Genomic DNA, 21,028 nt, shown 5'->3' on the forward strand with positions numbered 1-21,028 from the left:
ATAATCTATTTATGAAAAAAGAAACAAAGCATTTTAGAAATGATGTAGTTAATAGAACTTTTTATTATATTTATAAAAACTTGGAATATAAAGTTACACTTGATGAATTGGCAAAAATAAATCATCTAAGTAAATACCACTACCATCGTATAATAAAAGAGGAAACAGGTAAAACCTTATTTGAGATAATTGCTGATGAAAGATTAAAAAAAGCTGCTAATCTTTTAATCACAAATTCCCATTCAACAATTAGTGAAATAGCAAATCAATGTGGTTATATTTCCCACTCTTCATTTATAAAAGCTTTTAAATCTAGATATATTTATACACCAACCCAATGGAAAAATGGAAGTTTTAAAAAATACTCAAAGCAATTACTTCAAGATTTTACATCTAAAAGGGAATTTATAGATATAGAACCTGAAATAAAAATTTGTAAGCAAATACATTGTGCCTATATAAGACACAAGGGTTATAATAAAACGATAAAAAAAAGTTGGGAAAAACTAGAAGCTATTGCCTATGAAAATAGTCTTGAAAACTATAAAGAGATTGCCCTATTTCATGATAATCCTGTAATAACACCATTAGAAAATTGCTCTTATGTTGCTTGTATAAGTGTTGAAAAAGATTTTGATAAAATTAGTACATTTGATATTCCTGAATCTTTATGCGCAGTATTTTATCTAAAAGGAGTATACGGTGATGTATTAAATCTACTTAGATATGTGTATCATTACTGGTTACCAAATTCTGGATATGAAGCTAAAATAATACCTGCATATACAATTTATTATAAAAACTATTTTACAACTGATCAAAAAAACTTTGAATTGGATTTCTTTATTCCAATTAGAATTGCTTACTAAAATAATCTTCTTATAATATATAACATTATAAAAATATTATTTTTTTAAATAATAATAATTATAACTTTATATTAATAACTATTATCATTAACATAATAATTACCTATTATATGGGATTTATCTTAAGATACAAAAAGATAAATATTTTTATTATAAATTAAGTTTTATTTAAAAATAATTTTTTTATTTTATACTAGATTTAACAAAATTATAGTAAAATATGTTTATAGCTTGTGACAGTTGTTACAAAAAAGGGGACATTATGCTTAAAAACTTTTCCATAAAAGTTAAATTACTGTCAACAGTAATTGGATCAATAGTATTAATTGGGTTAATTATGTTAGTAGAAATGACTTCAACTATAAATGGTGAAGTTGATTTAATCTTAGATGACAGTGAACAAACTGCATACAAAACAAAAGAGAAAGAGCTAGAGAATTATGTATCATTAGCTTTTAAGACTGTAGAATCATATTACGCAAGAACTTCAAAAGAAAAAATCAAGAATGAAGTTAAACATTATATAGAAGAACAAACTGACTTTTTATTCTCTATAATAACTGCAGAATATGAAAAAAACAAAGATATATTATCTGAAAATGAACTAAAAGATAGAATAAAATCTATAATTGCTTCTACTAGATATGGTACATCTGGTTATTTTTGGATTAATGATTTTAACTATAAAATGGTTATGCACCCAATCAAACCAGAACTAAGTGGAAAATATTTTAAAGATACACCAAAAGTTCCATTTGTTCAACTAGGAGTAGATGAACTTAAAAAAACAGGAGCTGATACTGGTTATATAGAATACTCTTTTTATAATCCAAGTTCAAAGAAAACTGTTTTTAAAACATCTATTGTAAAAGTTTTTAAACCATATAATTGGATATTAGGAACAGGAGCTTATATTGATGATATTTCAGAAAAGATGAAAAAAGAAGCATTAAAAGCTATTACTGATATGAAATATGGAAAAACTGGATATTTTTGGATAAATGATTCAAATCATGTTGTACTTGCACATGGTGCGAATGAATCACTTATAGGAAAAAATTTATATGATTTAAAAGATTCAAAAGGTAGCTTTTTATATAGAGATATAGTAAAAACTGCAAATGAAAATAAAGATGGTGGAGTTGTTAAATACTATTGGCCTATTCCTGGGAAAAAAGGTGACTTCCAAAAATTCTCTTATGTTAAGAAATTTGAACCTTGGGATATGATTATTGGAACTGGAGCTTATGTTACTGATATTAAAGATTCAATTGATGCAATGGATGCAAGAACTCATGAAAATGTAGAAAGTGTTATTATTAGTAATATAATAATGATATTAGTATTACTTGTTTTAGTATCAATAGCAGTAACAATATTTATGAAAAAGATTCTTTTTACACCATTATTAAAATTTCAAGATGGTCTTCTAAATTTCTTTAAATATGTAAATAAAGAGCAAAATGATATCAATGAAATTGAGATTGAGGCAAATGATGAGATAGGAAAAATGTCTACACTTATCAACCAAAATATTCAAAAATCTAAAGAAATCATAGACCAAGACAATAAACTAATCCATGAAGTAAAAGATATAGTGACAAATGTTGGAGAAGGATATTTAGACAAAAAAATTACTGGTTCAACAAATAATGAATCTTTAGAAGAATTAAAAACTCTACTAAATGCTATGTTAACAAACCTTCAAGCACTTGTTGGAACAAATATCAATTCTTTAACTGAAGTTTTAGAAGAGTATGCAAACAGAGATTTTACTAAAAAATTAAATTCAAATTCAAGTGGTAAAATTGGAAATAGTATTATTAATATGCATAAAATGATTACAAAAATTCTTCAAGATAATCAAGAAGATGGTCTTTTACTAAGAGATAAATCACAAGAGCTAAGTTCTAATGTTAGAACATTGAGTGATAATGCTACTTCGCAAGCTGCTTCATTAGAAGAGACTGCTGCTTCAATTGAAGAGATCACTGGAAATATTAAACAAACAAATGGAAAAGCCCAAGAGATGTTAAAAATCTCAAGAGACACAAAATCCTCTGCAAATAAAGGTAAAGAGTTAGCTGCAGGTACAGCAAAATCTATGGATGAGATTAACGATACAGTAATGAACATAAATGAAGCTATTACAGTAATTGATCAAATAGCATTCCAAACAAATATCCTTTCACTAAATGCTGCTGTTGAAGCAGCAACTGCCGGAGAAGCAGGAAAAGGGTTTGCTGTTGTTGCACAAGAAGTTAGAAACCTTGCAGCAAGATCTGCTGAAGCTGCTAAAGAGATTAAAGACTTAGTTGAAAATGCTACAATTAAAGCAAATGAAGGTAAAAATGTAAGTTCATCTATGATTGAAGGTTTTACTGAACTTGAATCAAAAATTCAAGATACAAGTAATTTAATAGATGATGTAACAAATGCAGCTAGTGAACAAAGTTTGGCAATGTCACAAGTAAGTGATGCAATAAACCAACTAGATAAATTCACACAAGAAAATGCTGCAGTTGCAGATAAAACAAATGATATTTCACAAGAAACAAATCAAATCTCTAACGATATTGTTGAAAATGTAAAAATGAACAAATTTGAAGGAAAAGTTTAGTAAACTTTCCTTCATGGAACTACTTGACCCAACTCACAAAATATATCTTCTTGATAATAATAACTTTCTTTTTCCCACTTTAGAGATGATGAGTAATGATTTAGTTGCTGTTGGTGGAGATTTTCATCCCCAAAGACTTATTAATGCTTACGAAAATGGTATCTTTCCTTGGTTTATAGATGAATATAATCATATCCATTGGTTTAGTCCAGAACAAAGAATGGTTCTATTTCCAGATGAATTTAAAGTTTCTAAAAGTCTAAGAAGAACTATAAACAATAAAGGCTTTATAGTTAAAACAAATGAAAATTTTGAAGAGGTTATTAGAAACTGCTCAACTATAAAAAGAAAACATGAAGATGACACTTGGATTGATGAAAATTTTATACAAGCTTATACAAATCTTTTTAAACTAGGTTATGCTTACTCTATTGAATGTTATTTAGATGATAAGTTAGTTGGTGGTCTTTATGGCATACTTGTTAATGATATTTTTTGTGGAGAAAGCATGTTTGCAAAAGAAAAAGATGCTTCAAAAGTTGCATTTTATCACCTTTGTAAACAAGCAAAAGAAAATGGAATCAAGCTAATAGATTGCCAAGTATATAATGATCACTTAGCTAGTTTAGGTGCTAAAGAGATTTCCAGAGAAGAGTATTTTAAACTACTGTAATACTTTTATTAAAATCTTCATTTAAAAAACAATTTTTTCCTATTATATTAATAATTATTTTTTATATTTAATTAAGAGATTAATCAATATTATTTATTATTGTATTATCGCAACAATATAGATAAAATCAAGGAGAAAAGAGATGAAGAAAACACTTATAGCACTAACTTGTGCAATTAGCTTATCATATGCCATAGACTACGATCCTGTTAAAGGAAGTATGTTGTCCCTTTCATGTGCCTCATGTCATGGAACAGATGGAAAATCTGTTGCAATTACACCACTTATTGCGGGGCTTGGAAAAACAACAATGTATAATATTCTTCTAGATTATAAATATGATAGAAGACCAGGTACAATGATGCCAAAACATGCAAAGGGTTTCACTGATGCTGAATTAGAACAAATCAGTTACTACTTTTCAAAAATCAAAAGATAAAAGGATAATGTTATGATGAATAGAAGAAATTTTAATAAACTACTTGCTAGCTCATTTGCATTGTCATTTGCAGCATGTTCAAGTGTAACAAGTATGACTTCAACTTTACCAAAAGATAGAAAAAGAGTTGTTATAGTTGGTGGTGGATTTGGTGGTGCAACTGCTGCTAAATATATGAAAAGATACTCACCTGAAACAGAAGTAATTTTAATAGAGCAAAACAAAGAGTATTATACTTGTCCTTTTAGTAATACTGTTATTGCAGGATTAAATGACTTAGAGTATATCAAACATGATTATAAGACTTTAGAAAAGAAGTATAAAATTACTGTAATTTATGAAAAAGTTGCAAAAGTTGATGGGCAAATGCATACTGTAATATTAGAAAATGGTGATATTATTCCTTTTCATAAAGCAATAGTTTCTCCAGGAATTGATTTTAAATATGAAAAAGGTTATATTGAAGGTTCAGAAATGTATGCACCTCATGCATATAAAGCTGGAGCTCAAACACAACTTTTAAGAGAACAATTAGAAAATATGAAAGATGGTGGTACTTATGTGATGGTTGCGCCAGCTAATCCATTTAGATGTCCTCCTGGACCATATGAAAGAATCTCTTTAGTTGCACACTATCTTAAAAACAATAAACCAAATTCTAAAATCATAATTTTAGATCAAAAGAACAAATTCTCAAAACAAGGCTTATTTCAAGAAGGATGGGAAAAACTATATGCAGATATGATTGAATGGAGAAGCGCAGAATTTGGAGGAGCAGTTAGTTTTGTTGATCCAATAAAAAAAGAATTAACAACAGAAGATGGAATTATAAAAGCTGATGTATTAAATTATATTCCATCACAAAAAGCTGGAAAACTAGCCTTTGATTCAGGTCTAACTGAAGGTGATTGGTGTCCTGTAAACAAAAAAACATTTGAATCAAAGTTAGTAAAAGATGTACATATAATTGGTGATGCTGCAATAGCAACTAGTATGCCAAAATCTGGCTTTTCAGCAAATTCACAAGCTAAAATTGCAGTACTTCAAATAAGTAGAATGTTAAAAAATAAACCTGTTGTAAATCCTCCTAAACTTGCAAATACTTGTTATAGTTTAGTTGCTCCAAATTATGGTATTTCTGTTGCTGCAGTTTATGAAGCAAAAGAAGATATAATTGAAAAAGTAGCTGGTTCAGGAGGACTAAGTCCAATGAATGCAGATGAAGGAGTTAGAGCCACAGAAGCAGAATATGCTGTAGGTTGGTATAAAAATCAAACTGCTGACATCTTTCAATAATTTAAAAAGATAGGATACATTTGTATCCTATCTAACTACATTTAGAAAATATATAAATAAATTTGATACAATCTAAAAAACAAAATGGATACTCATGGCACAAAAAGATAAAATAAAATGGGATAACAAATATAAAGAGTTACCAAAACTATTAGAAAAAAGAGACCCTTGTGAGAAGCTTGTAAAATTTATTGATAAAGTATCAAAAGAAAAAGCTTTAGATGTAGCTTGTGGTTCTGGAAGAAATTCAATATATATGGCAAATAATGGTTTTCAAGTTGATGCTTTAGATATTTCAAGTGTTGCTCTAGAAAACTTAAATAAACTTAATAACAAAAATATCAATACTTTGTTGGTTGATTTAGATGAATATAATTTTCAAGAAAATACTTATAACTTAATTATTAAAACAAATTTTTTAGATAGAGATATCATTCAAAAATTAAAAAAGAGTTTGAAAAAAAATGGGATTATAGTTATAGAAACATATATGGAGGATGAAGAAAATGAAAAAAAACATTCTAATCCTGATTATTTATTAAAAAAAGACGAATTAAAAAGTTTTTTTACAGATGGTTTTGAAATTTTGGATTATGATGAGTTTTTTAATGAAACTTATGAACTATATAGAATGAAGAAACAATCAATTGTAGTAAAAAAATTGAGCCTGTAAAGTAAACTGTGTAAATCACCAGTAAACTTTAAATCACTTAGTATATTTTTCCATAATCTCACTGAAGAATATACTAAGTTGAGGATAAATTTCACTCCAATTTCTAAGTTTAGTTCTAGTCCACTTTTCTTGAACCTCCTGTGTTGCTAAATATAATAGTTTAAATGCTGAATCAACTGTTGGAAAGGAGCCTTTAGATTTGATCTTTCTTTTAATATTTGAATTTAGTGATTCTATTGGGTTTGTTGTATAAATTAAAGTTTGAATAGCTTTTGGATATTTAAAAAATGTAGCAAGTTCTGTCCAATTATTTGTCCAAGATTGGGAAATGTGAGGATATTTTTTACCCCAAATATCATTAAATGAAGTCAAAGCTAATTGAGCATCTTCTTCTGTAGAAGCTTGATAAACTGTCTTTAAGTCTTTTGCTACAGCTTTTCTATCTTTCCAAGATACATATCTTAGTGAACTTCTAATCTGATGAACTATACACCTTTGAATCTCAGCTTTGGGATAAACTGCTTCAATGGCTTGGTTAAATCCATTTAAACCATCAATAGCAAATATAAGAACATCATCTACACCTCTGTTTTTAAGTTCGTTTAAAAGTGTTAGCCAATATTTACTAGATTCATTCTCTCCAATCCAAATACCTATAATCTCTTTCTTACCATCTAGTGTGATTCCAAGCATGATATAAGCAGCTATATTTTTAACAACTCTATCTACTCTTATTTTTAGAACTGTTGCATCCATAAAGATAATTGGGTAAATTGATTCTAATGGTCTGTTTTGCCACTCTTTAGCTTTTTCGATAATTGCACTTGTAATATTTGATATTGTTTGTTCTGATAGTTCATATCCATATAAATCATCTAAATGATGTTGTATATCCCTTACACTCATTCCTTTGGTATAAAGTGATAATATTAAATCTTCACTTCCTTTTAAAAGTCTCTCTCTTTTTTGTACTAGTTTTGGTTCAAATGTTCCATCTCTGTCTCTTGGCATGGATACATCAATCTCTCCATACTTTGACTTTAATGTTTTTTTATTATGTACATTTCTATAGTTTGGATTATCTGATTCTTTATGCTTTTCATAGCCAAGATGTGAAGTAAGTTCTTCTTGCGTTGCTGTTTGTAAAGCTTCTTTTAGTAATCCTTTAAATTCATCTAAAATACCATCTAATGATACTTCTTTACCTTCTTTTATTTGTCTTCTTAATTCTTCTTTGTTTAGTATTCCCATAATGTAAATCCTTTAAATAAATCTACTAGATAAATTCTATCTAATAAATTTATATTTTTGGATTTACACAGTTATTTTTACACTACCAAAAAATTAGGTTAATATAAATCTATATTAACCTAAATATTTTTAAAAACTTTCCCACTCATCATCGTCATTATTAATGGGTTTAATCTCTTTATTTGTGTTTTCTTTTGGTGTTTCTTTTTTTGGTGATGGATTATTATGTACTTCCGTTTTTTTGATTACTTTTGTTTGTATCTCTTTTTTATTTGAAACTCTTTTTGTCTCTTGGATATCATTTTTTCCTACAAACTCTTTTTGATTTGCTTCTTCAATGATTTTATCTGCAATTGTTGATGTATCATTTGCAATATCTTGTGTTTCACTTGCAATTCCTGCATTTTCTTGTGTTTGTTGGTCTAATGAGTTAATTGCATCATTTATTTGTTTGATTCCTGTTAATTGTTCTTTACTAGCAATCTCTACACTTGAAATCAATTCTAAAGTTTTTGAAACATTTGTATTTAAACTCTCATAACCACTTATCATAGAATCTGCAATAGTTTTACCATTATTAGCTTTTTGAGTTGCTTCAGTAACAATATCTTTAATCTCTTTAGCAGCTTCAGCTGATCTTGCTGCAAGATTTCTTACTTCTTGTGCAACAACAGCAAATCCTTTACCAGCTTCACCAGCAGTTGCTGCTTCTACAGCTGCATTTAGTGAAAGTATATTTGTTTGGAATGCTATTTGATCAATTACAGTAATTGCTTCGTTTATTGCAGTTACTTCATTGTTAATCTCATCCATAGCTTTTGTAGTTTCAGTTGCTAAGTTTCCACCTTGTGTTGCTGCATTATTCAATTCATTTGCATAACCTGCCATTTGAATAATCATCTCAGTATTACCTGTTACATTACTTGTAACCTCTTCTAGAGCTGCTGCTGTTTCTTCTAAAGCTGCTGCTGCTTTATTTGAGTTTGTATTTAGTGTTTTTATATTTTCAAGTAGTGAGTGAGCAGAATTATTTATTGTTACCCCACTTTTTTTATTTTCTACTAAAATATTTGTAATTGCTCCACCTAAAGAGTTAACTCCATCAGCAAGTTCTAGTATATGTTCTTTTAAACCTTCTGTTGGAACTTTATTCATAAAATTACTATTTGAATATTGCTCTAAAATATCTAGTACTGTAGTAATGTTTTTTTCAAGATTTGTACCCATTTGATTAATAAGATTTGTTAACTCATTTAATGATGGATTTGTACAGTGAGCAGTTACTTTACTTGCAAAGGCTCCTTTTTCAAACTCTGATAAAACTTCAATTGTATTATCAATTGTATTTCTATCTTCATCTATCATATGTTTTATCTTATTAATATTTTCATTTACTGTTGTAGCCATAATTCCCACTTCATCGTGAGAGTTTGCATCAAGTGGTTTTACATCAGAAACTTCTCTATTTAAATATTTAAAAAAGCTTAATAATCCCCCTTGAAAATCATTTAATCTTTGAGCAATATTTCTTGAAATAATAAGTGAAAGAATTAAAATTATAAGAATAATAGCAATAGATATAACCAATACTGTCATCTCAATTTTATTTATTGAATTTTCAATATAAGTTGAAGCATCACTTGTCATCTTTTTTAAAATAGCTTCTGTTTGATGAATTGTATCTCTCATCTGACCTTGAATTCCAGATTTACTATTTAAACCTAAAGCTTTTTCAGCTTCGATAAGTTTTAGAAAATCATTTTTATATTTTTCTAGAAACTGTTTTATTTGGGCATCTATTAATATCTCATTTACTAATAATTTATCAATTATTTTTGTAAACTTATCAACATATTTTAAATCCCTTCTTAACATAAAATCTTTTTCTTGCTTTCTTAAATCATACACAATTGCCAATAATTCATTATTTTGAGATTTTTTTGCACTCTCTTGTACTTTTGTGTACTGCTTCTCTTAAACTTCCATATAAACCATCTTTAGGCGTAAGCCCTATCTCTTGTTGTTTTGATACAAGAGAAAAAAATACTTTTTGATATTGTTCAATTATATTATTAAACTTTATTAAATCTGAATCATCAACATCTAAATCTTTTAATAATAAGTCTAAGTTCTCAATATTGATTTTAGTATTTGAGTATTTTTTGAAAAATTCTCTTTATATTTTAAATCTTTCCTTGCTAGAAAATCTTTTTCATTTCGCCTCAACATTAACATATCTGAATCTAAAGTTTCTACTAATGATTGAGCATTACCTAAGGTATGAACATTTGAAACAGACTGAAACAAAAGTACACTTAATATACCTAAACCAGTAATTGACAAAATTGCCAATATGTAAAGTTTTACTTTTATTGAGATTTTATTTAGCATTCTAAAGCCTTTATTTTTTCTTACTTAATTATATAAAAATAGGAAAAGAAATGCTACTCATTTTTGTAACATTATTTTTTGTAATAATTATCAGATGAAAATAATTTCTTTATTTCCCATTTTTTAGGAAGTATACTAAATTTATAACTCTAATAAAATTTGGTATTTTTTTAATTATTATAATTTAGTAAACAATAAGTAATAATATCGAATAATATAAAGTAAAATTTTAGTTATAATATATAAAATCTAATAAATAAGATATAGTTTTAGTGTAAGAAGCATCATAATCAAGCTGTTCACATTTTTTGATTACAATATTACAAATCTCATCAATCTCTATAACTCTACCATTTTCAACATCAACCAACATTGAAGGTTTTATTGAATCAAAATGTTTTATTAGCTCAAACATTTGTTCAACATCTTTTGGGGATATCTCAATATTATCAACTTTTGCAGCTATTGCTGTTTCTTTCATAAGCCCATAAACTATTTGGGATAACTTTTCATTTCTCATTACAATACCTGTTTTAACTCTAAGTAAAGCACAAATAGCATTAACACCATTATTTATAATAAGTTTTTTCCACAATTCAAGTTTAATATCAGAAACAATCTCACATTTAGTTTCAACTTTTTCTAAACTATATTTAAAATCTTCCATAAAAGATTTATTTAAATTATTCTCTTTAATTGCACCAATTATTGTTTCCACATCTCCTGTTGATTCAATTACTCCAGCTTCAATTATATGTGCACCTATTTTTCTTGATAATCCTCCAATAACCTTTTCTTCTGGAAAATATTCACATAATATATCTTCATTTTCAACACCATTTTGAAGAGAAACTAAATAAGGAAAAGAAAGATTTTGATTAATAACAGTATTTAATTTTTGAGCAAGTTCTTTTGTTGAAGTAGATTTAGTAGAAAAAATAATTGCATCACTCTCTTGAATCACCTTAAAATCTAAATCTTCAAAACTGCACACATCAATTTTTTCATTAAAAGCAAAAGTGCTGTGAGTTAAACTTAATCCTTTTTCTTTTAAAACTTTTAGGTGTTCACCCCTTGCAATAAATTTTACACTATGACCTGCTAAAACTAGTTTTGCTCCATAAAATGCACCAATTCCACCCGTACCTAAAATAATAAAATTCATAAAAGCCCCTCATAAAAACTAAGATATTATAGCATTTTTAACATATAAAAAATAACAATTTACTTTTAGTTTACCACCTACCTTTACAATTTCACCATAAGAAATTAAAAAAGGCAGAGCATGTTAGAAAAACAATTATTTGATATACAAAGTATCCACGATGCATATAAAGGGGGAACTAAAGTTGAAGATATAGTTAAAGAGGTTTATAGAAGAATTGAAGAGGTAAATGATGATGGGATTTTTATCCATCTTCAACCAATTGAAGATATTCTAAAAGAGGTATCTTCTTTTGACAATATGAACTTAACAGACAAACCACTTTGGGGTATCCCTTTTACTGTAAAAGATAATATTGATGTTGCAGGTGTTCCTACAACTGCTGCTTGTGAAGCGTATGAGTACACTCCAGTTGAAGATGCTTTTGTAGTAAAACTACTAAAAGAAGCTGGTGCTATTTGTATAGGTAAAACAAACCTTGACCAATTTGCCACTGGACTTGTGGGAGTAAGAACGCCTTATGGTGCACCTAAAAATGCAGTTGATGCTTCGATTGTTCCAGGGGGTTCAAGTTGTGGTTCTGCCGTTGCAGTTTCACATCAAATTGTTTCATTCTCTTTAGGAACAGATACTGCTGGTTCAGGTAGAGTTCCTGCTGCTTTAAATAATATAGTTGGATTTAAACCAACACTTGGAACACTTTCTAAACAAGGAGTTGTTCCTGCTTGTCTTACACTTGATACAATTTCAATTTTTGCACTTACTATTTGTGATGCCTCACAGATTTTTGATATAAGTGCTCAATACAATATAAAAGACCCTTACTCTAAAAAAAGAGAGCTTGAGGAGCCTAAAAAAACAGAAGATATGATTATTGGTGTTCCAAACAGTGCCTCTAGAATATTTTATGGAGATGACTTAGAAGAGGAATCATACGAAAGAACTTTAATAGAATTAAGAGAAAAAGGTTTTACTCTTAAAGAGATTGATTTAGAAGCATTTTTTGAAGTTGGAGAACTTTTATATGAAGGTTCTTGGGTTGCAGAAAGATATACAGTAATTGGAGACTTAATAGAAAAAGCTCCACAAAAAGTTTTAGATGTAACAAGAAATATCATCTCAAAAGCAAAAAACTTCTCATCAAGTGATGTATACAGAGATATATATAAACTAAACGAATTAAAAAGAGAAGTTGAGATTGCTTTAGAAGGTATTGATCTATTAGCATTACCAACAATTACTAGACCATATACAGTTGAAGACTTAGAAAATGAGCCAATAGAAGCAAACTCAAGAATTGGACTATACACAAAATTTGTAAATCTTTTAGATTTTAGTGCTATTGCTATTCCTGTAGAAAGAAGAAAAGATGGTTTTGCAAGTGGAATAACTGCAATGGCTGTTGCTCACAAAGAAGACACACTTTCTTTATTTTGTAGAACTCTTCAAGAGGGAATGAAACTTTATTATGGAAACTCTAAAGTAGAGATTGATACTTCTACATCAGATTGCAACAAAGATAAAAAAGAGAGAATAGAGATTGCTGTAGTTGGTGCTCACCTTAAAAATATGCCTCTAAACTACCAACTAACTGATTTAGATGCAAGTTATGTTTATAGAACAAGAACTGCAAAGAAATACAAACTTTATAACTTAGTAAATGAAGATATTGCAAAACCAGGATTAATAAAAACTGATGATGGTTATGCAATAGAGATTGAAGTTTGGTCACTTCCTATAAAAAACCTTGGTGCTTTTGAAAAAAATATATCAACACCATTATGTATAGGAGATATTGAATTAGAAAATGGAAAATATGTAAAAGGTTTCTTATGTGAACATATTGCAACTTTAGAAGCGGAAGATATATCTGCATTTGGTGGCTGGAAAGCTTATTTAAACTCAATTGAAAAATAAAAAAAGGATTTAATTATGAAAAGAAGAGATTTTATGAGAGTTGCTGCAGCAGCTTCAGTTTTACCGTTTTTAAGATATTTACCAGTTGAAGCAAATGCTGCTTCTAGAGATGGAATTTTAGTTGTGATTTCAGGACACTCAATTAACAGTCTTGATTTACATAGAAAAGGAACAAATAGACCAAGTTATGAAGTTACAGTAAATATCTATGATAGACTTGTTAGATTTGGTACAACTACTTTAGCAGATGGTACACTTGCTTATGATTCTACTAAAATTGAGCCACAAATTGCAAAATCATGGGAATTTTCAGAAGATAGAAAATCAATTACATTTAAAATTGATGAAAGAGCAAAATTCTGGGATGGGACACAAGTAACTGCACACGATGTTAAATGGTCTTTTGACAGAGCAGTTAGTCTTGGAGGTTTCCCAACAGTTCAAATGAAAGCAGGTTCTATGACTGACCCAAAACAGTTTGTTGTAGTTGATGATATGACTTTTAGAATTGATACACCCGTTGCTTCTAAACTAACACTTCCAGATTTAGCTGTTCCCATTCCATTTATTATTAACTCAAAAGTTGCAAAAAAACATGCCACTGAAAAAGATCCTTGGGCAACTGAATATTTACATAAAACACCTGCTGGTTCAGGACCATATAAAATTGCTAGATGGGATGCAGGACAACAATATGTTTACCAAAGAAATGAAGATTATGCTGTTGGTCCAAAACCAGCTATTCAAAGAGTTATAGTAAGAGAAGTTCCTTCTGCTTCAACAAGAAGAGCCTTACTTGAAAGAAAAGATGCTGACCTTTATACTGATGTACCACCAAAAGATGTAAAAGAGTTCAAAGAGGAAGGTAAAATCAAAGTTCAAGGTGCACCTATTGATAACTGCTTACATGTTTTAGGTTTAAATGTAAAATACAAACCATTTGATAACAAAAAAGTGAGACAAGCGATTGCTTATGCTATTCCTTATCAACAAATTATTGAAGCTGCTGCTTATGAAAGAGCTGTTCCAATGTTTGGAGCAAAAAGTAAAAAACCAACTTCAATCAAATGGCCACAAGCTTTCCCTTATGATACAAATATCCAAAAAGCAAAAAAACTTATGGAAGAAGCTGGATTTAAAGATGGATTTGAAACAACACTATCTTATAACTTAGGAATGGCAGATTGGCAAGAACCAACTGCACTACTTATTCAAGAAGCTTTAAAAAAGATTGGTATCAAAGTAAAACTAGACAAAATTCCAGGAGCAAACTGGAGAACAGCGGCACTTATTGAGAAAAGACTTCCAATGCACTTAGAAAACTTTGGTGGGTGGTTAAACTATCCAGATTACTATTTCTTCTGGGCATACCAATATGGACACCTATTTAACTCATCAAACTACAAAAATGAGAAAATTGAAGAGTTAACAGATAAAACTTTATTTATGGAAGTAAATGACCCTGAGTATCAGCCAATGATTAAAGAGATGATTGAGATTGCGTTTGAGGATGTTCCTAGAATTCCACTATATCAACCATATTTAGATGCAGCAATGCAAAAAAATGTTGATGGTTATTCTTCTTGGTTCCATAGACAGCTAGATTGTAGCACAATTACAAAATCATAATATCATGAAAAATCGTGTCGGTCAAATAGCAAATAGGCTATTTCAGTCAATACCTTCAATTATAGGTATTATTATCATCTCTTTTCTTCTAACAAGAGCCTTACCAGGTGACCCAGCAGTTTATTTTGCTGGGGCAATGGCAGATGAAGAATCGATAAATGAAGTAAGAATAGCACTTGGTTTAGACAAAGGGATTATTGAACAATTTTTTATTTATGTTCAAAATCTTGCAGTTGGAGACTTAGGATTATCTTTAAATACTGGACTTCCTGTTTTAGAAGAGCTAACAACTAGACTTCCAGCTTCTTTAGAGTTAACTTTAATTGGTTTAACTTTTGCAATTTTTGTTGCTGTACCTTTAGGGATTTTATCAGCAACAAAACCAGGAAGTTGGATAGACCATTTAACTAGAGTTTTAGTGACAATGGGAGTTTCTCTTCCAACATTTTTTACAGGATTATTTCTTATATATATTTTTTATTTTCTATTAGGAGTTGCACCTTCACCAATTGGAAGACTTGATATCATATATCTTTCACCTCCTCATGTGACAGGTTTTTATACTATTGACTCACTATTAGCAAACGATATGGAAACATTTTGGGCAAGTGTTAGACAGCTTATATTACCTGCTTTAACTTTAGGTATTTTTGCTTTAGCACCAATTGCTAGAATGACAAGAGCATCTATGATAAATGCCCTATCAAGTGATTATGTAAGAACTGCAAAAGCAAATGGTTTACCACAAAGAAAAGTTTTAATAACTTATGCTTTAAGAAACTCATTTCTTTCTATTCTGACAACATTAGGAATGGTATTTTCATTTCTTTTAGGAGCAAATGTTTTAGTTGAAAAAGTATTTTCATGGCCAGGAATTGGTTCTTTTGCAATTGAAGCTTTAGTTGCTTCAGATTATGCAGCCGTTCAAGGTTTTGTTTTAACTATGGCTTTACTATTTGTTTTAGTAAACCTATTTATTGATATTGTATTAACTCTAATTGACCCTAGAGTTTCAATAGATAACTAAGGAAAGATAATGGAACAATTTTTAAAACACTTTAAATATGTATTAAAAGAAAATCCTGTTACAGCATTATCTTTTTTTATGTTTTTTGCACTAATTTTTTTATCAATCTTTGGTTCAGCTATTGCACCTTATGACCCACTTTTAACTGACTCAAAGGCTATTTTACAGCCACCATCTTGGGCTCATCTATTTGGGACTGACAATTTAGGAAGAGATATTCTAAGTAGAGTTATTGTTGCAACTAAACTTGATTTGTTTATTGCTTTTTCTGCTGTATTTTTATCATTTTTTGCAGGGAGTGCATTAGGAGCTATTTCTGGATTTTATGGTGGTTGGCTTGATAAGATCATAGGTAGAGTTTGTGATTCTATTATGGCTTTTCCTCTTTTTGTTTTAGCAATGGGTATTGTTGCAACTATGGGAAATTCAGTTGAAAATATCATATATGCAACAGCTATTATTAACCTTCCTTTTTATGCAAGAGTTACTAGAGCAGAAGTTCTAATACGAAGAGATGCAGGATATGTTCAAGCTGCAAAACTAAATGGAAACTCAAATATGAGAATCTTGGCTTTACAGATTTTTCCAAACTGTTTACCACCTATGATGATTCAAATCTCACTAAATATGGGGTGGGCAATTTTAAATGCAGCTGGTTTATCATTTATTGGACTTGGTGTTAGACCACCAGATGCAGAATGGGGAATTATGGTTGCAGAAGGTGCGACATATATAGTATCAGGAGAATGGTGGCTTGCCCTATTCCCAGGACTTGCTCTTATGCTTGCAGTATTTTGTTTTAATCTACTTGGTGATGGTTTAAGAGATTTAGTTGACCCTAAAAAAAGAACATAAGGATAATAGATGTACTCATTTTTAAATATAGATAATTTAAGTGTAGGCTTCAAAACTAGAAATGGGATTGTTCATGGGGTAAAAAATGTCTCTATGGATATTCAAAAAGGTGAAATCCTTGGTGTTATTGGTGAAAGTGGTTCAGGTAAATCTGTAACTGCTTTTACTGTTTTAGGTCTTTTAGATGATGCTGGGTTTGTATCAAATGGAGATATAAAATATGAAAACTTCTCTTTAACAAAAGCAAAAGAAAATGAACTAAGACTTTATAGAGGAAGAGAAATCTCAATGATTTTTCAAAATCCAAGAGCCGCATTAAACCCTATTAGATGTGTAGGAAAACAAATAGAAGATGTACTTCTTTGTCACCATCAAGCATCAAGGCAAGATGTAAAAGAAAAAGCAATAAAAATGCTTGAAAAAGTAAAAATCATAAACCCTGAACAAAGATATTATTCTTATCCTTTTGAGCTTTCAGGAGGTATGTGCCAAAGGGTTATGATAGCAATTGCTATTGCTTGCAAACCTAGACTTTTGATTGCTGATGAACCTACAACTGGACTTGATGTTACAACTCAAAAAGTTATTATGGATTTGATACAAGAGTTAGCACAAAAAGAAGATATGTCTGTTATGCTAATTACACACGATTTAGGGATGGCAGCTTTATATTGTGACAAAATAAGTGTAATGCAAAAAGGGGAAATAGTAGAAAAAAACAGTGTTTTTGAACTATTTCAAAACCCAAAACATCCATATACAAAAAAACTAATTGCAGCTTCACCTGGACCAAAATCTAAACTTGAAGATTTGACAGCTATTCCTGAAGAGATGGAAGATTCTAATGTAGAAGTTGTAAAGTCAACTAGTAAAAAACATATAAAAAGCGATGAAGTTGTTTTAGAAGTAATTGATTTAGTAAAGAAATTCCCTATTGGCAAAAAGTCATTTTTCAATTTCAAAAAAGAGGAAGAGCCTGTATTTACTGCTGTAGATGGAATCTCATTTAGCTTACGAAAAGGTGAGAGTTTAGGTTTGGTTGGAGAATCTGGATGTGGAAAATCAACAACTTCAAATATGATTACAAAACTACTTGAACCAACTTCTGGAGATATTATTTTAGAAAATGAAAATATAACACCTTATACAGCTACACAATTTTCATCTATGAAACAAAGAAATAAAATCCAAATGGTTTTCCAAGACCCAACAGAGAGTTTAAATCCTAGATTTACTGCCTTTGATTCTATTTCTGAGCCTTTAAAAAGGTTACTTAACATCAAAGACAAAAAGCAGATTAAAAAAAGGGTTGAAGAGTTAAGCTTAATGGTTGGACTTCCAATTCACCTTTTATCTAGATTTCCCCATCAATTATCAGGTGGACAAAAGGCTAGAGTTGGAATAGCAAGAGCTATTTCAGTAAATCCAAAAATTCTTATTCTAGATGAGCCAACTTCTGCTCTTGATGTATCTGTTCAAGCAGTTGTTTTACAACTTTTAGAAAAACTAAAAATAGAGCTTCAAATGAGTTATATTTTTGTATCACATGACTTAAATGTAGTAAAACTACTTTGTGAAAGAGTTATAGTAATGAACAGAGGTGAAATAGTTGAACAAGGTGATGTTTATGACATCTTAGAAAACCCAAAAGAGGAGTATACTAAAAAACTTATAGAATCAATTCCACACTTTGAGCCTGAAAAACTAAAATATGTGGATTAATAAGTTTCATTAGATATAATTTTGACCATGAAAAATATACTAAAATATTTAACAGTTTTATATGTTGAAGATGATGATGAAGTAAGACAAAACCTTACAGATACAATCTCAAATATGGTCAAAAAAGTCTATTCTGCATCAAATGTAGAAGATGCTTTGGATATTTATGATGAGATTAAACCAGATATTATTTTCACTGATATTGATATGCCAGGAAGAAATGGTTTGGAGTTAGTAAGAGAGATTAGAGAAGAAGATAGTACAACACCAATTGTTGTACTAACTGCTTATAAAACAGAAAAGTTTTTAATGGAAGCTGTTTCTTTACACCTTGAATCATATATTATAAAACCTATCTCTTACCAAGATTTAAAAGAAGCACTTTTTAACTGTTCTGAAAAACTATTAGAAAGAAACAGATTTGAAATTGTTTTTCAAAATGGCTCGAAATACAATCTTCACACAAATATTTTTACAAATAAAAACAAAGAAATAGAAAAACTTCAAAACAAAGAAAAACTTCTGTTAGAAACACTAATCGAGTTTAAAAATGAACTTGTTTTTTATGATATTATAGAAGAGAATGTTTGGGAAGGCGATAGTCTTAACAAAGGAACACTAAAAGTTATTGTGGGAAAACTAAGACAAAAAATAGGAAAAACCTCAATAATAAACGAAAATGAACAAGGTTACAGGCTTCTAATTTGATAAAAAACAGATATAAACTGCATGTATCATCAATAATAATTGTAGGATTCCTACTCTCTTTATTTATTAGTTTTACAATAAACAATATTGAAGAAAAAGCTATAAAAAACAGATTTGAAAATGTAGTTGATAATAAAATGAAATCTTTTTATAGAGAGATTTCAGTAAACCTTGAAACTCTTTATACTTTATCAATTTTATTCAATGAAAACAAAGTACCTTCACGAGAAACATTTCAAAAAGAAGCTCTAAAAATCATAAACAGACACAATGCCCTACAAGCTTTAGAGTGGATTCCAAGAGTTCCTCACGATAAAAGACAAGAGTATGAAAAAGAGTTTTTCTTTACAACACAAGATAAAAATAAAAAAATGATCCAAATTGAAAAAAAAGATGAATATTTTCCAGTATATTATGTAGTTCCATTAGAAAACAATGAAGAAGCATTAGGGTTTGATTTATCAAGTAATAGAACGAGAGATATAACTATCCAAAATTCACTTTTAACAAAACAACCTAGGATAACAAAAGCTATAGAATTGGTTCAAAATAAAAATAAAAAAGGCTTTTTAGCATTTCTTCCAATATTCAAAAATCATACCCAAGAAATTAGAGGTTTTGTTTTAGGTGTATTTGTAATAGAAGATATATTTACAAAATCTATGTTAAAAGATAATTTAGTAAAACAAATAAATTTTAACATTTATGATATAAGTAATAAAATAGAAGAGATTATTTTTAGCCATAAAGCAGAAAATAAGATATATAAGCATATGGTTTATAAAAAAACATTTCCGAGTGTTTGGGGAAAACAATGGACTTTCGAAGCAATTCCTAGTGTAACATACATCAATGAAAGAAAAAGTTTAGCTTTTGAACTTAGTCTCATTATTGGTATATTAATAACAATCATAATCTCATACAGAATAAACAAGTTTCATAATCAAAAGTTTGAATCGATTCAACAACTTAAAAACAAAGATGAGATTTTATATATTCAATCAAGATATGCAACTATTGGAGAAACTCTATCAAATATTGAACACCAATGGAGAAGCCCTTTATCTAAACTCTCTTCAAATATTATCTCAATTCAAAGTGAGATTGAGTTTAAAGGGATGCCAAAAAAAGAGAAACTTCAAACCTCTTTAGAAAATATGCAAAAAACTTTAGATTATATGAGTAATATTGTTGATGAGTTTAAAAACTTCCATATCCAAGACAAAACAAAAACTAACTTTATGTTTGATGATACATTAAATGTTGCATTAAAACTTTTAGAAAATGATTTTACAAAACTAAATATTCAAATAATTAGACAAAGAGAGAATGATTTATCTCTTTATGGATATCAAAATGAGTTTGCACAAGTATTAATAAACATCTTATCAAACAGTAGAGATGTATTTATAGAAAGACAAATAAAAAAACCTCTTATACAAATCCAAACATATAAAAAAGATAGAAAAATATTTATAAAAATCAGAGACAATGCCCAAGGGATTGAAAAAAAACACATAAACAATATCTTTGAACAATTCTACTCAACAAAACAAAGTTCAGGTATTGGATTACACCTTTGTATGATGATTATAAATAAACATATGGATGGTGAAATAAAAGTTGAAAACACAACTTTTAATGTTTTTAAAGAGAGATATAAAGGTGCTGCATTTACTATTATTTTGCCAATTACTTAATAATTTTTAGTCATACTTACTAAGGGTATTTATTATTTTAGCACTTACACTTGACAACTGCTAATTTTATTTGATATAATTTATAATATTTAT

General features: G+C 29.0%; 17 protein-coding genes. 13 read left to right on the forward strand and 4 right to left on the reverse strand.

All coding sequences use genetic code 11. The features are described from left to right. Window positions 1-11: 11 nt before the first annotated feature. From ACKU3H_RS13905 to ACKU3H_RS13930, 6 genes are all read left to right on the forward strand, one after another. Window positions 12-869, forward strand: coding sequence for an AraC family transcriptional regulator (locus tag ACKU3H_RS13905; protein WP_320034472.1), 858 nt, complete (start codon window positions 12-14; stop codon window positions 867-869). Between the two features lie 262 nt (window positions 870-1,131). Beyond that, window positions 1,132-3,489, forward strand: a complete 2,358-nt coding sequence (locus ACKU3H_RS13910; protein ID WP_320034473.1) for a cache domain-containing protein — start codon at window positions 1,132-1,134, stop codon at window positions 3,487-3,489. A 13-nt stretch (window positions 3,490-3,502) separates the two neighbouring features. Next, on the forward strand, window positions 3,503-4,162 hold the full coding sequence (gene aat / locus ACKU3H_RS13915; protein WP_320034474.1) for a leucyl/phenylalanyl-tRNA--protein transferase: 660 nt from the start codon (window positions 3,503-3,505) through the stop codon (window positions 4,160-4,162). 142 nt (window positions 4,163-4,304) lie between these two features. Further along, window positions 4,305-4,601 carry a c-type cytochrome gene (locus ACKU3H_RS13920; protein WP_320034475.1) on the forward strand — a complete coding sequence of 99 codons (297 nt, stop codon included), beginning with the start codon at window positions 4,305-4,307 and terminating at the stop codon, window positions 4,599-4,601. Between the two features lie 12 nt (window positions 4,602-4,613). Beyond that, window positions 4,614-5,897, forward strand: a complete 1,284-nt coding sequence (locus tag ACKU3H_RS13925) for an FCSD flavin-binding domain-containing protein (protein WP_320034476.1) — start codon at window positions 4,614-4,616, stop codon at window positions 5,895-5,897. 94 nt (window positions 5,898-5,991) lie between these two features. Continuing rightward, window positions 5,992-6,570, forward strand: coding sequence for a methyltransferase domain-containing protein (locus ACKU3H_RS13930; RefSeq protein WP_320034477.1), 579 nt, complete (start codon window positions 5,992-5,994; stop codon window positions 6,568-6,570). Window positions 6,571-6,603: 33 nt separating this feature from the next. Here ACKU3H_RS13930 and ACKU3H_RS13935 read toward each other — a convergent pair whose 3' ends face one another. The 4 genes from ACKU3H_RS13935 to ACKU3H_RS13950 all read right to left on the reverse strand — a co-directional run bounded on the left by ACKU3H_RS13935 (window position 6,604) and on the right by ACKU3H_RS13950 (window position 11,377). Further along, a complete protein-coding gene (locus ACKU3H_RS13935) occupies window positions 6,604-7,821 on the reverse strand; it encodes an IS256 family transposase (RefSeq protein ID WP_320034361.1) in 1,218 nt (405 codons plus the stop codon). 129 nt (window positions 7,822-7,950) lie between these two features. Then, window positions 7,951-9,729 (reverse strand): methyl-accepting chemotaxis protein, encoded by a 1,779-nt coding sequence (locus tag ACKU3H_RS13940; protein WP_320034478.1) that lies wholly within the window; start codon window positions 9,727-9,729, stop codon window positions 7,951-7,953. 216 nt (window positions 9,730-9,945) lie between these two features. Beyond that, window positions 9,946-10,212 (reverse strand): hypothetical protein, encoded by a 267-nt coding sequence (locus ACKU3H_RS13945; RefSeq protein WP_320034479.1) that lies wholly within the window; start codon window positions 10,210-10,212, stop codon window positions 9,946-9,948. Between the two features lie 229 nt (window positions 10,213-10,441). Then, on the reverse strand, window positions 10,442-11,377 hold the full coding sequence (locus ACKU3H_RS13950) for a 2-dehydropantoate 2-reductase (RefSeq protein ID WP_320034480.1): 936 nt from the start codon (window positions 11,375-11,377) through the stop codon (window positions 10,442-10,444). A gap of 120 nt (window positions 11,378-11,497) precedes the next feature. Between ACKU3H_RS13950 and atzF the strand changes: the two genes are divergently transcribed. The 7 genes from atzF to ACKU3H_RS13985 are packed head-to-tail and all read left to right on the forward strand — an operon-like array spanning window position 11,498 to window position 20,935. Beyond that, window positions 11,498-13,294, forward strand: a complete 1,797-nt coding sequence (gene atzF / locus ACKU3H_RS13955; RefSeq protein WP_320034481.1) for an allophanate hydrolase — start codon at window positions 11,498-11,500, stop codon at window positions 13,292-13,294. A 15-nt stretch (window positions 13,295-13,309) separates the two neighbouring features. Beyond that, window positions 13,310-14,923, forward strand: coding sequence for an ABC transporter substrate-binding protein (locus tag ACKU3H_RS13960; RefSeq protein WP_320034482.1), 1,614 nt, complete (start codon window positions 13,310-13,312; stop codon window positions 14,921-14,923). Window positions 14,924-14,927: 4 nt separating this feature from the next. After that, entirely contained in the window at window positions 14,928-15,950 is a 1,023-nt protein-coding gene (locus tag ACKU3H_RS13965; RefSeq protein ID WP_320034483.1) for an ABC transporter permease, read from the forward strand. A gap of 9 nt (window positions 15,951-15,959) precedes the next feature. Beyond that, window positions 15,960-16,805: an ABC transporter permease gene (locus ACKU3H_RS13970; RefSeq protein ID WP_320034484.1), complete on the forward strand. Its 846-nt coding sequence runs from the start codon at window positions 15,960-15,962 to the stop codon at window positions 16,803-16,805. 9 nt (window positions 16,806-16,814) lie between these two features. Then, window positions 16,815-18,527, forward strand: coding sequence for an ABC transporter ATP-binding protein (locus ACKU3H_RS13975; protein WP_320034485.1), 1,713 nt, complete (start codon window positions 16,815-16,817; stop codon window positions 18,525-18,527). A gap of 27 nt (window positions 18,528-18,554) precedes the next feature. Beyond that, window positions 18,555-19,235, forward strand: coding sequence for a response regulator (locus ACKU3H_RS13980; RefSeq protein WP_320034486.1), 681 nt, complete (start codon window positions 18,555-18,557; stop codon window positions 19,233-19,235). After that, window positions 19,232-20,935, forward strand: a complete 1,704-nt coding sequence (locus tag ACKU3H_RS13985; RefSeq protein WP_320034487.1) for a CHASE domain-containing protein — start codon at window positions 19,232-19,234, stop codon at window positions 20,933-20,935. Before ACKU3H_RS13980 ends, ACKU3H_RS13985 begins: the two co-directional genes overlap by 4 nt. The last annotated feature ends 93 nt before the right edge of the window (window positions 20,936-21,028 follow it).

This window comes from Halarcobacter sp. (assembly GCF_963675975.1).
In the GTDB taxonomy this organism is placed as follows: domain Bacteria; phylum Campylobacterota; class Campylobacteria; order Campylobacterales; family Arcobacteraceae; genus Halarcobacter.

Excerpts from the sequence above, each read along its gene's own strand:
- ACKU3H_RS13920 (WP_320034475.1), top strand. The coding sequence starts at position 4,305 with ATGAAGAAAACACTTATAGCACTAACTTGTGCAATTAGCTTATCATAT.
- ACKU3H_RS13965 (WP_320034483.1), top strand. The coding sequence starts at position 14,928 with ATGAAAAATCGTGTCGGTCAAATAGCAAATAGGCTATTTCAGTCAATA.
- ACKU3H_RS13910 (WP_320034473.1), top strand. The coding sequence starts at position 1,132 with ATGCTTAAAAACTTTTCCATAAAAGTTAAATTACTGTCAACAGTAATT.
- ACKU3H_RS13925 (WP_320034476.1), top strand. The coding sequence starts at position 4,614 with ATGATGAATAGAAGAAATTTTAATAAACTACTTGCTAGCTCATTTGCA.
- ACKU3H_RS13950 (WP_320034480.1), bottom strand. The coding sequence starts at position 11,377 with ATGAATTTTATTATTTTAGGTACGGGTGGAATTGGTGCATTTTATGGA.
- ACKU3H_RS13935 (WP_320034361.1), bottom strand. The coding sequence starts at position 7,821 with ATGGGAATACTAAACAAAGAAGAATTAAGAAGACAAATAAAAGAAGGT.
- ACKU3H_RS13945 (WP_320034479.1), bottom strand. The coding sequence starts at position 10,212 with ATGCTAAATAAAATCTCAATAAAAGTAAAACTTTACATATTGGCAATT.
- ACKU3H_RS13930 (WP_320034477.1), top strand. The coding sequence starts at position 5,992 with ATGGCACAAAAAGATAAAATAAAATGGGATAACAAATATAAAGAGTTA.
- ACKU3H_RS13980 (WP_320034486.1), top strand. The coding sequence starts at position 18,555 with ATGAAAAATATACTAAAATATTTAACAGTTTTATATGTTGAAGATGAT.
- aat (WP_320034474.1), top strand. The coding sequence starts at position 3,503 with ATGGAACTACTTGACCCAACTCACAAAATATATCTTCTTGATAATAAT.
- atzF (WP_320034481.1), top strand. The coding sequence starts at position 11,498 with ATGTTAGAAAAACAATTATTTGATATACAAAGTATCCACGATGCATAT.
- ACKU3H_RS13905 (WP_320034472.1), top strand. The coding sequence starts at position 12 with ATGAAAAAAGAAACAAAGCATTTTAGAAATGATGTAGTTAATAGAACT.
- ACKU3H_RS13960 (WP_320034482.1), top strand. The coding sequence starts at position 13,310 with ATGAAAAGAAGAGATTTTATGAGAGTTGCTGCAGCAGCTTCAGTTTTA.
- ACKU3H_RS13970 (WP_320034484.1), top strand. The coding sequence starts at position 15,960 with ATGGAACAATTTTTAAAACACTTTAAATATGTATTAAAAGAAAATCCT.
- ACKU3H_RS13975 (WP_320034485.1), top strand. The coding sequence starts at position 16,815 with ATGTACTCATTTTTAAATATAGATAATTTAAGTGTAGGCTTCAAAACT.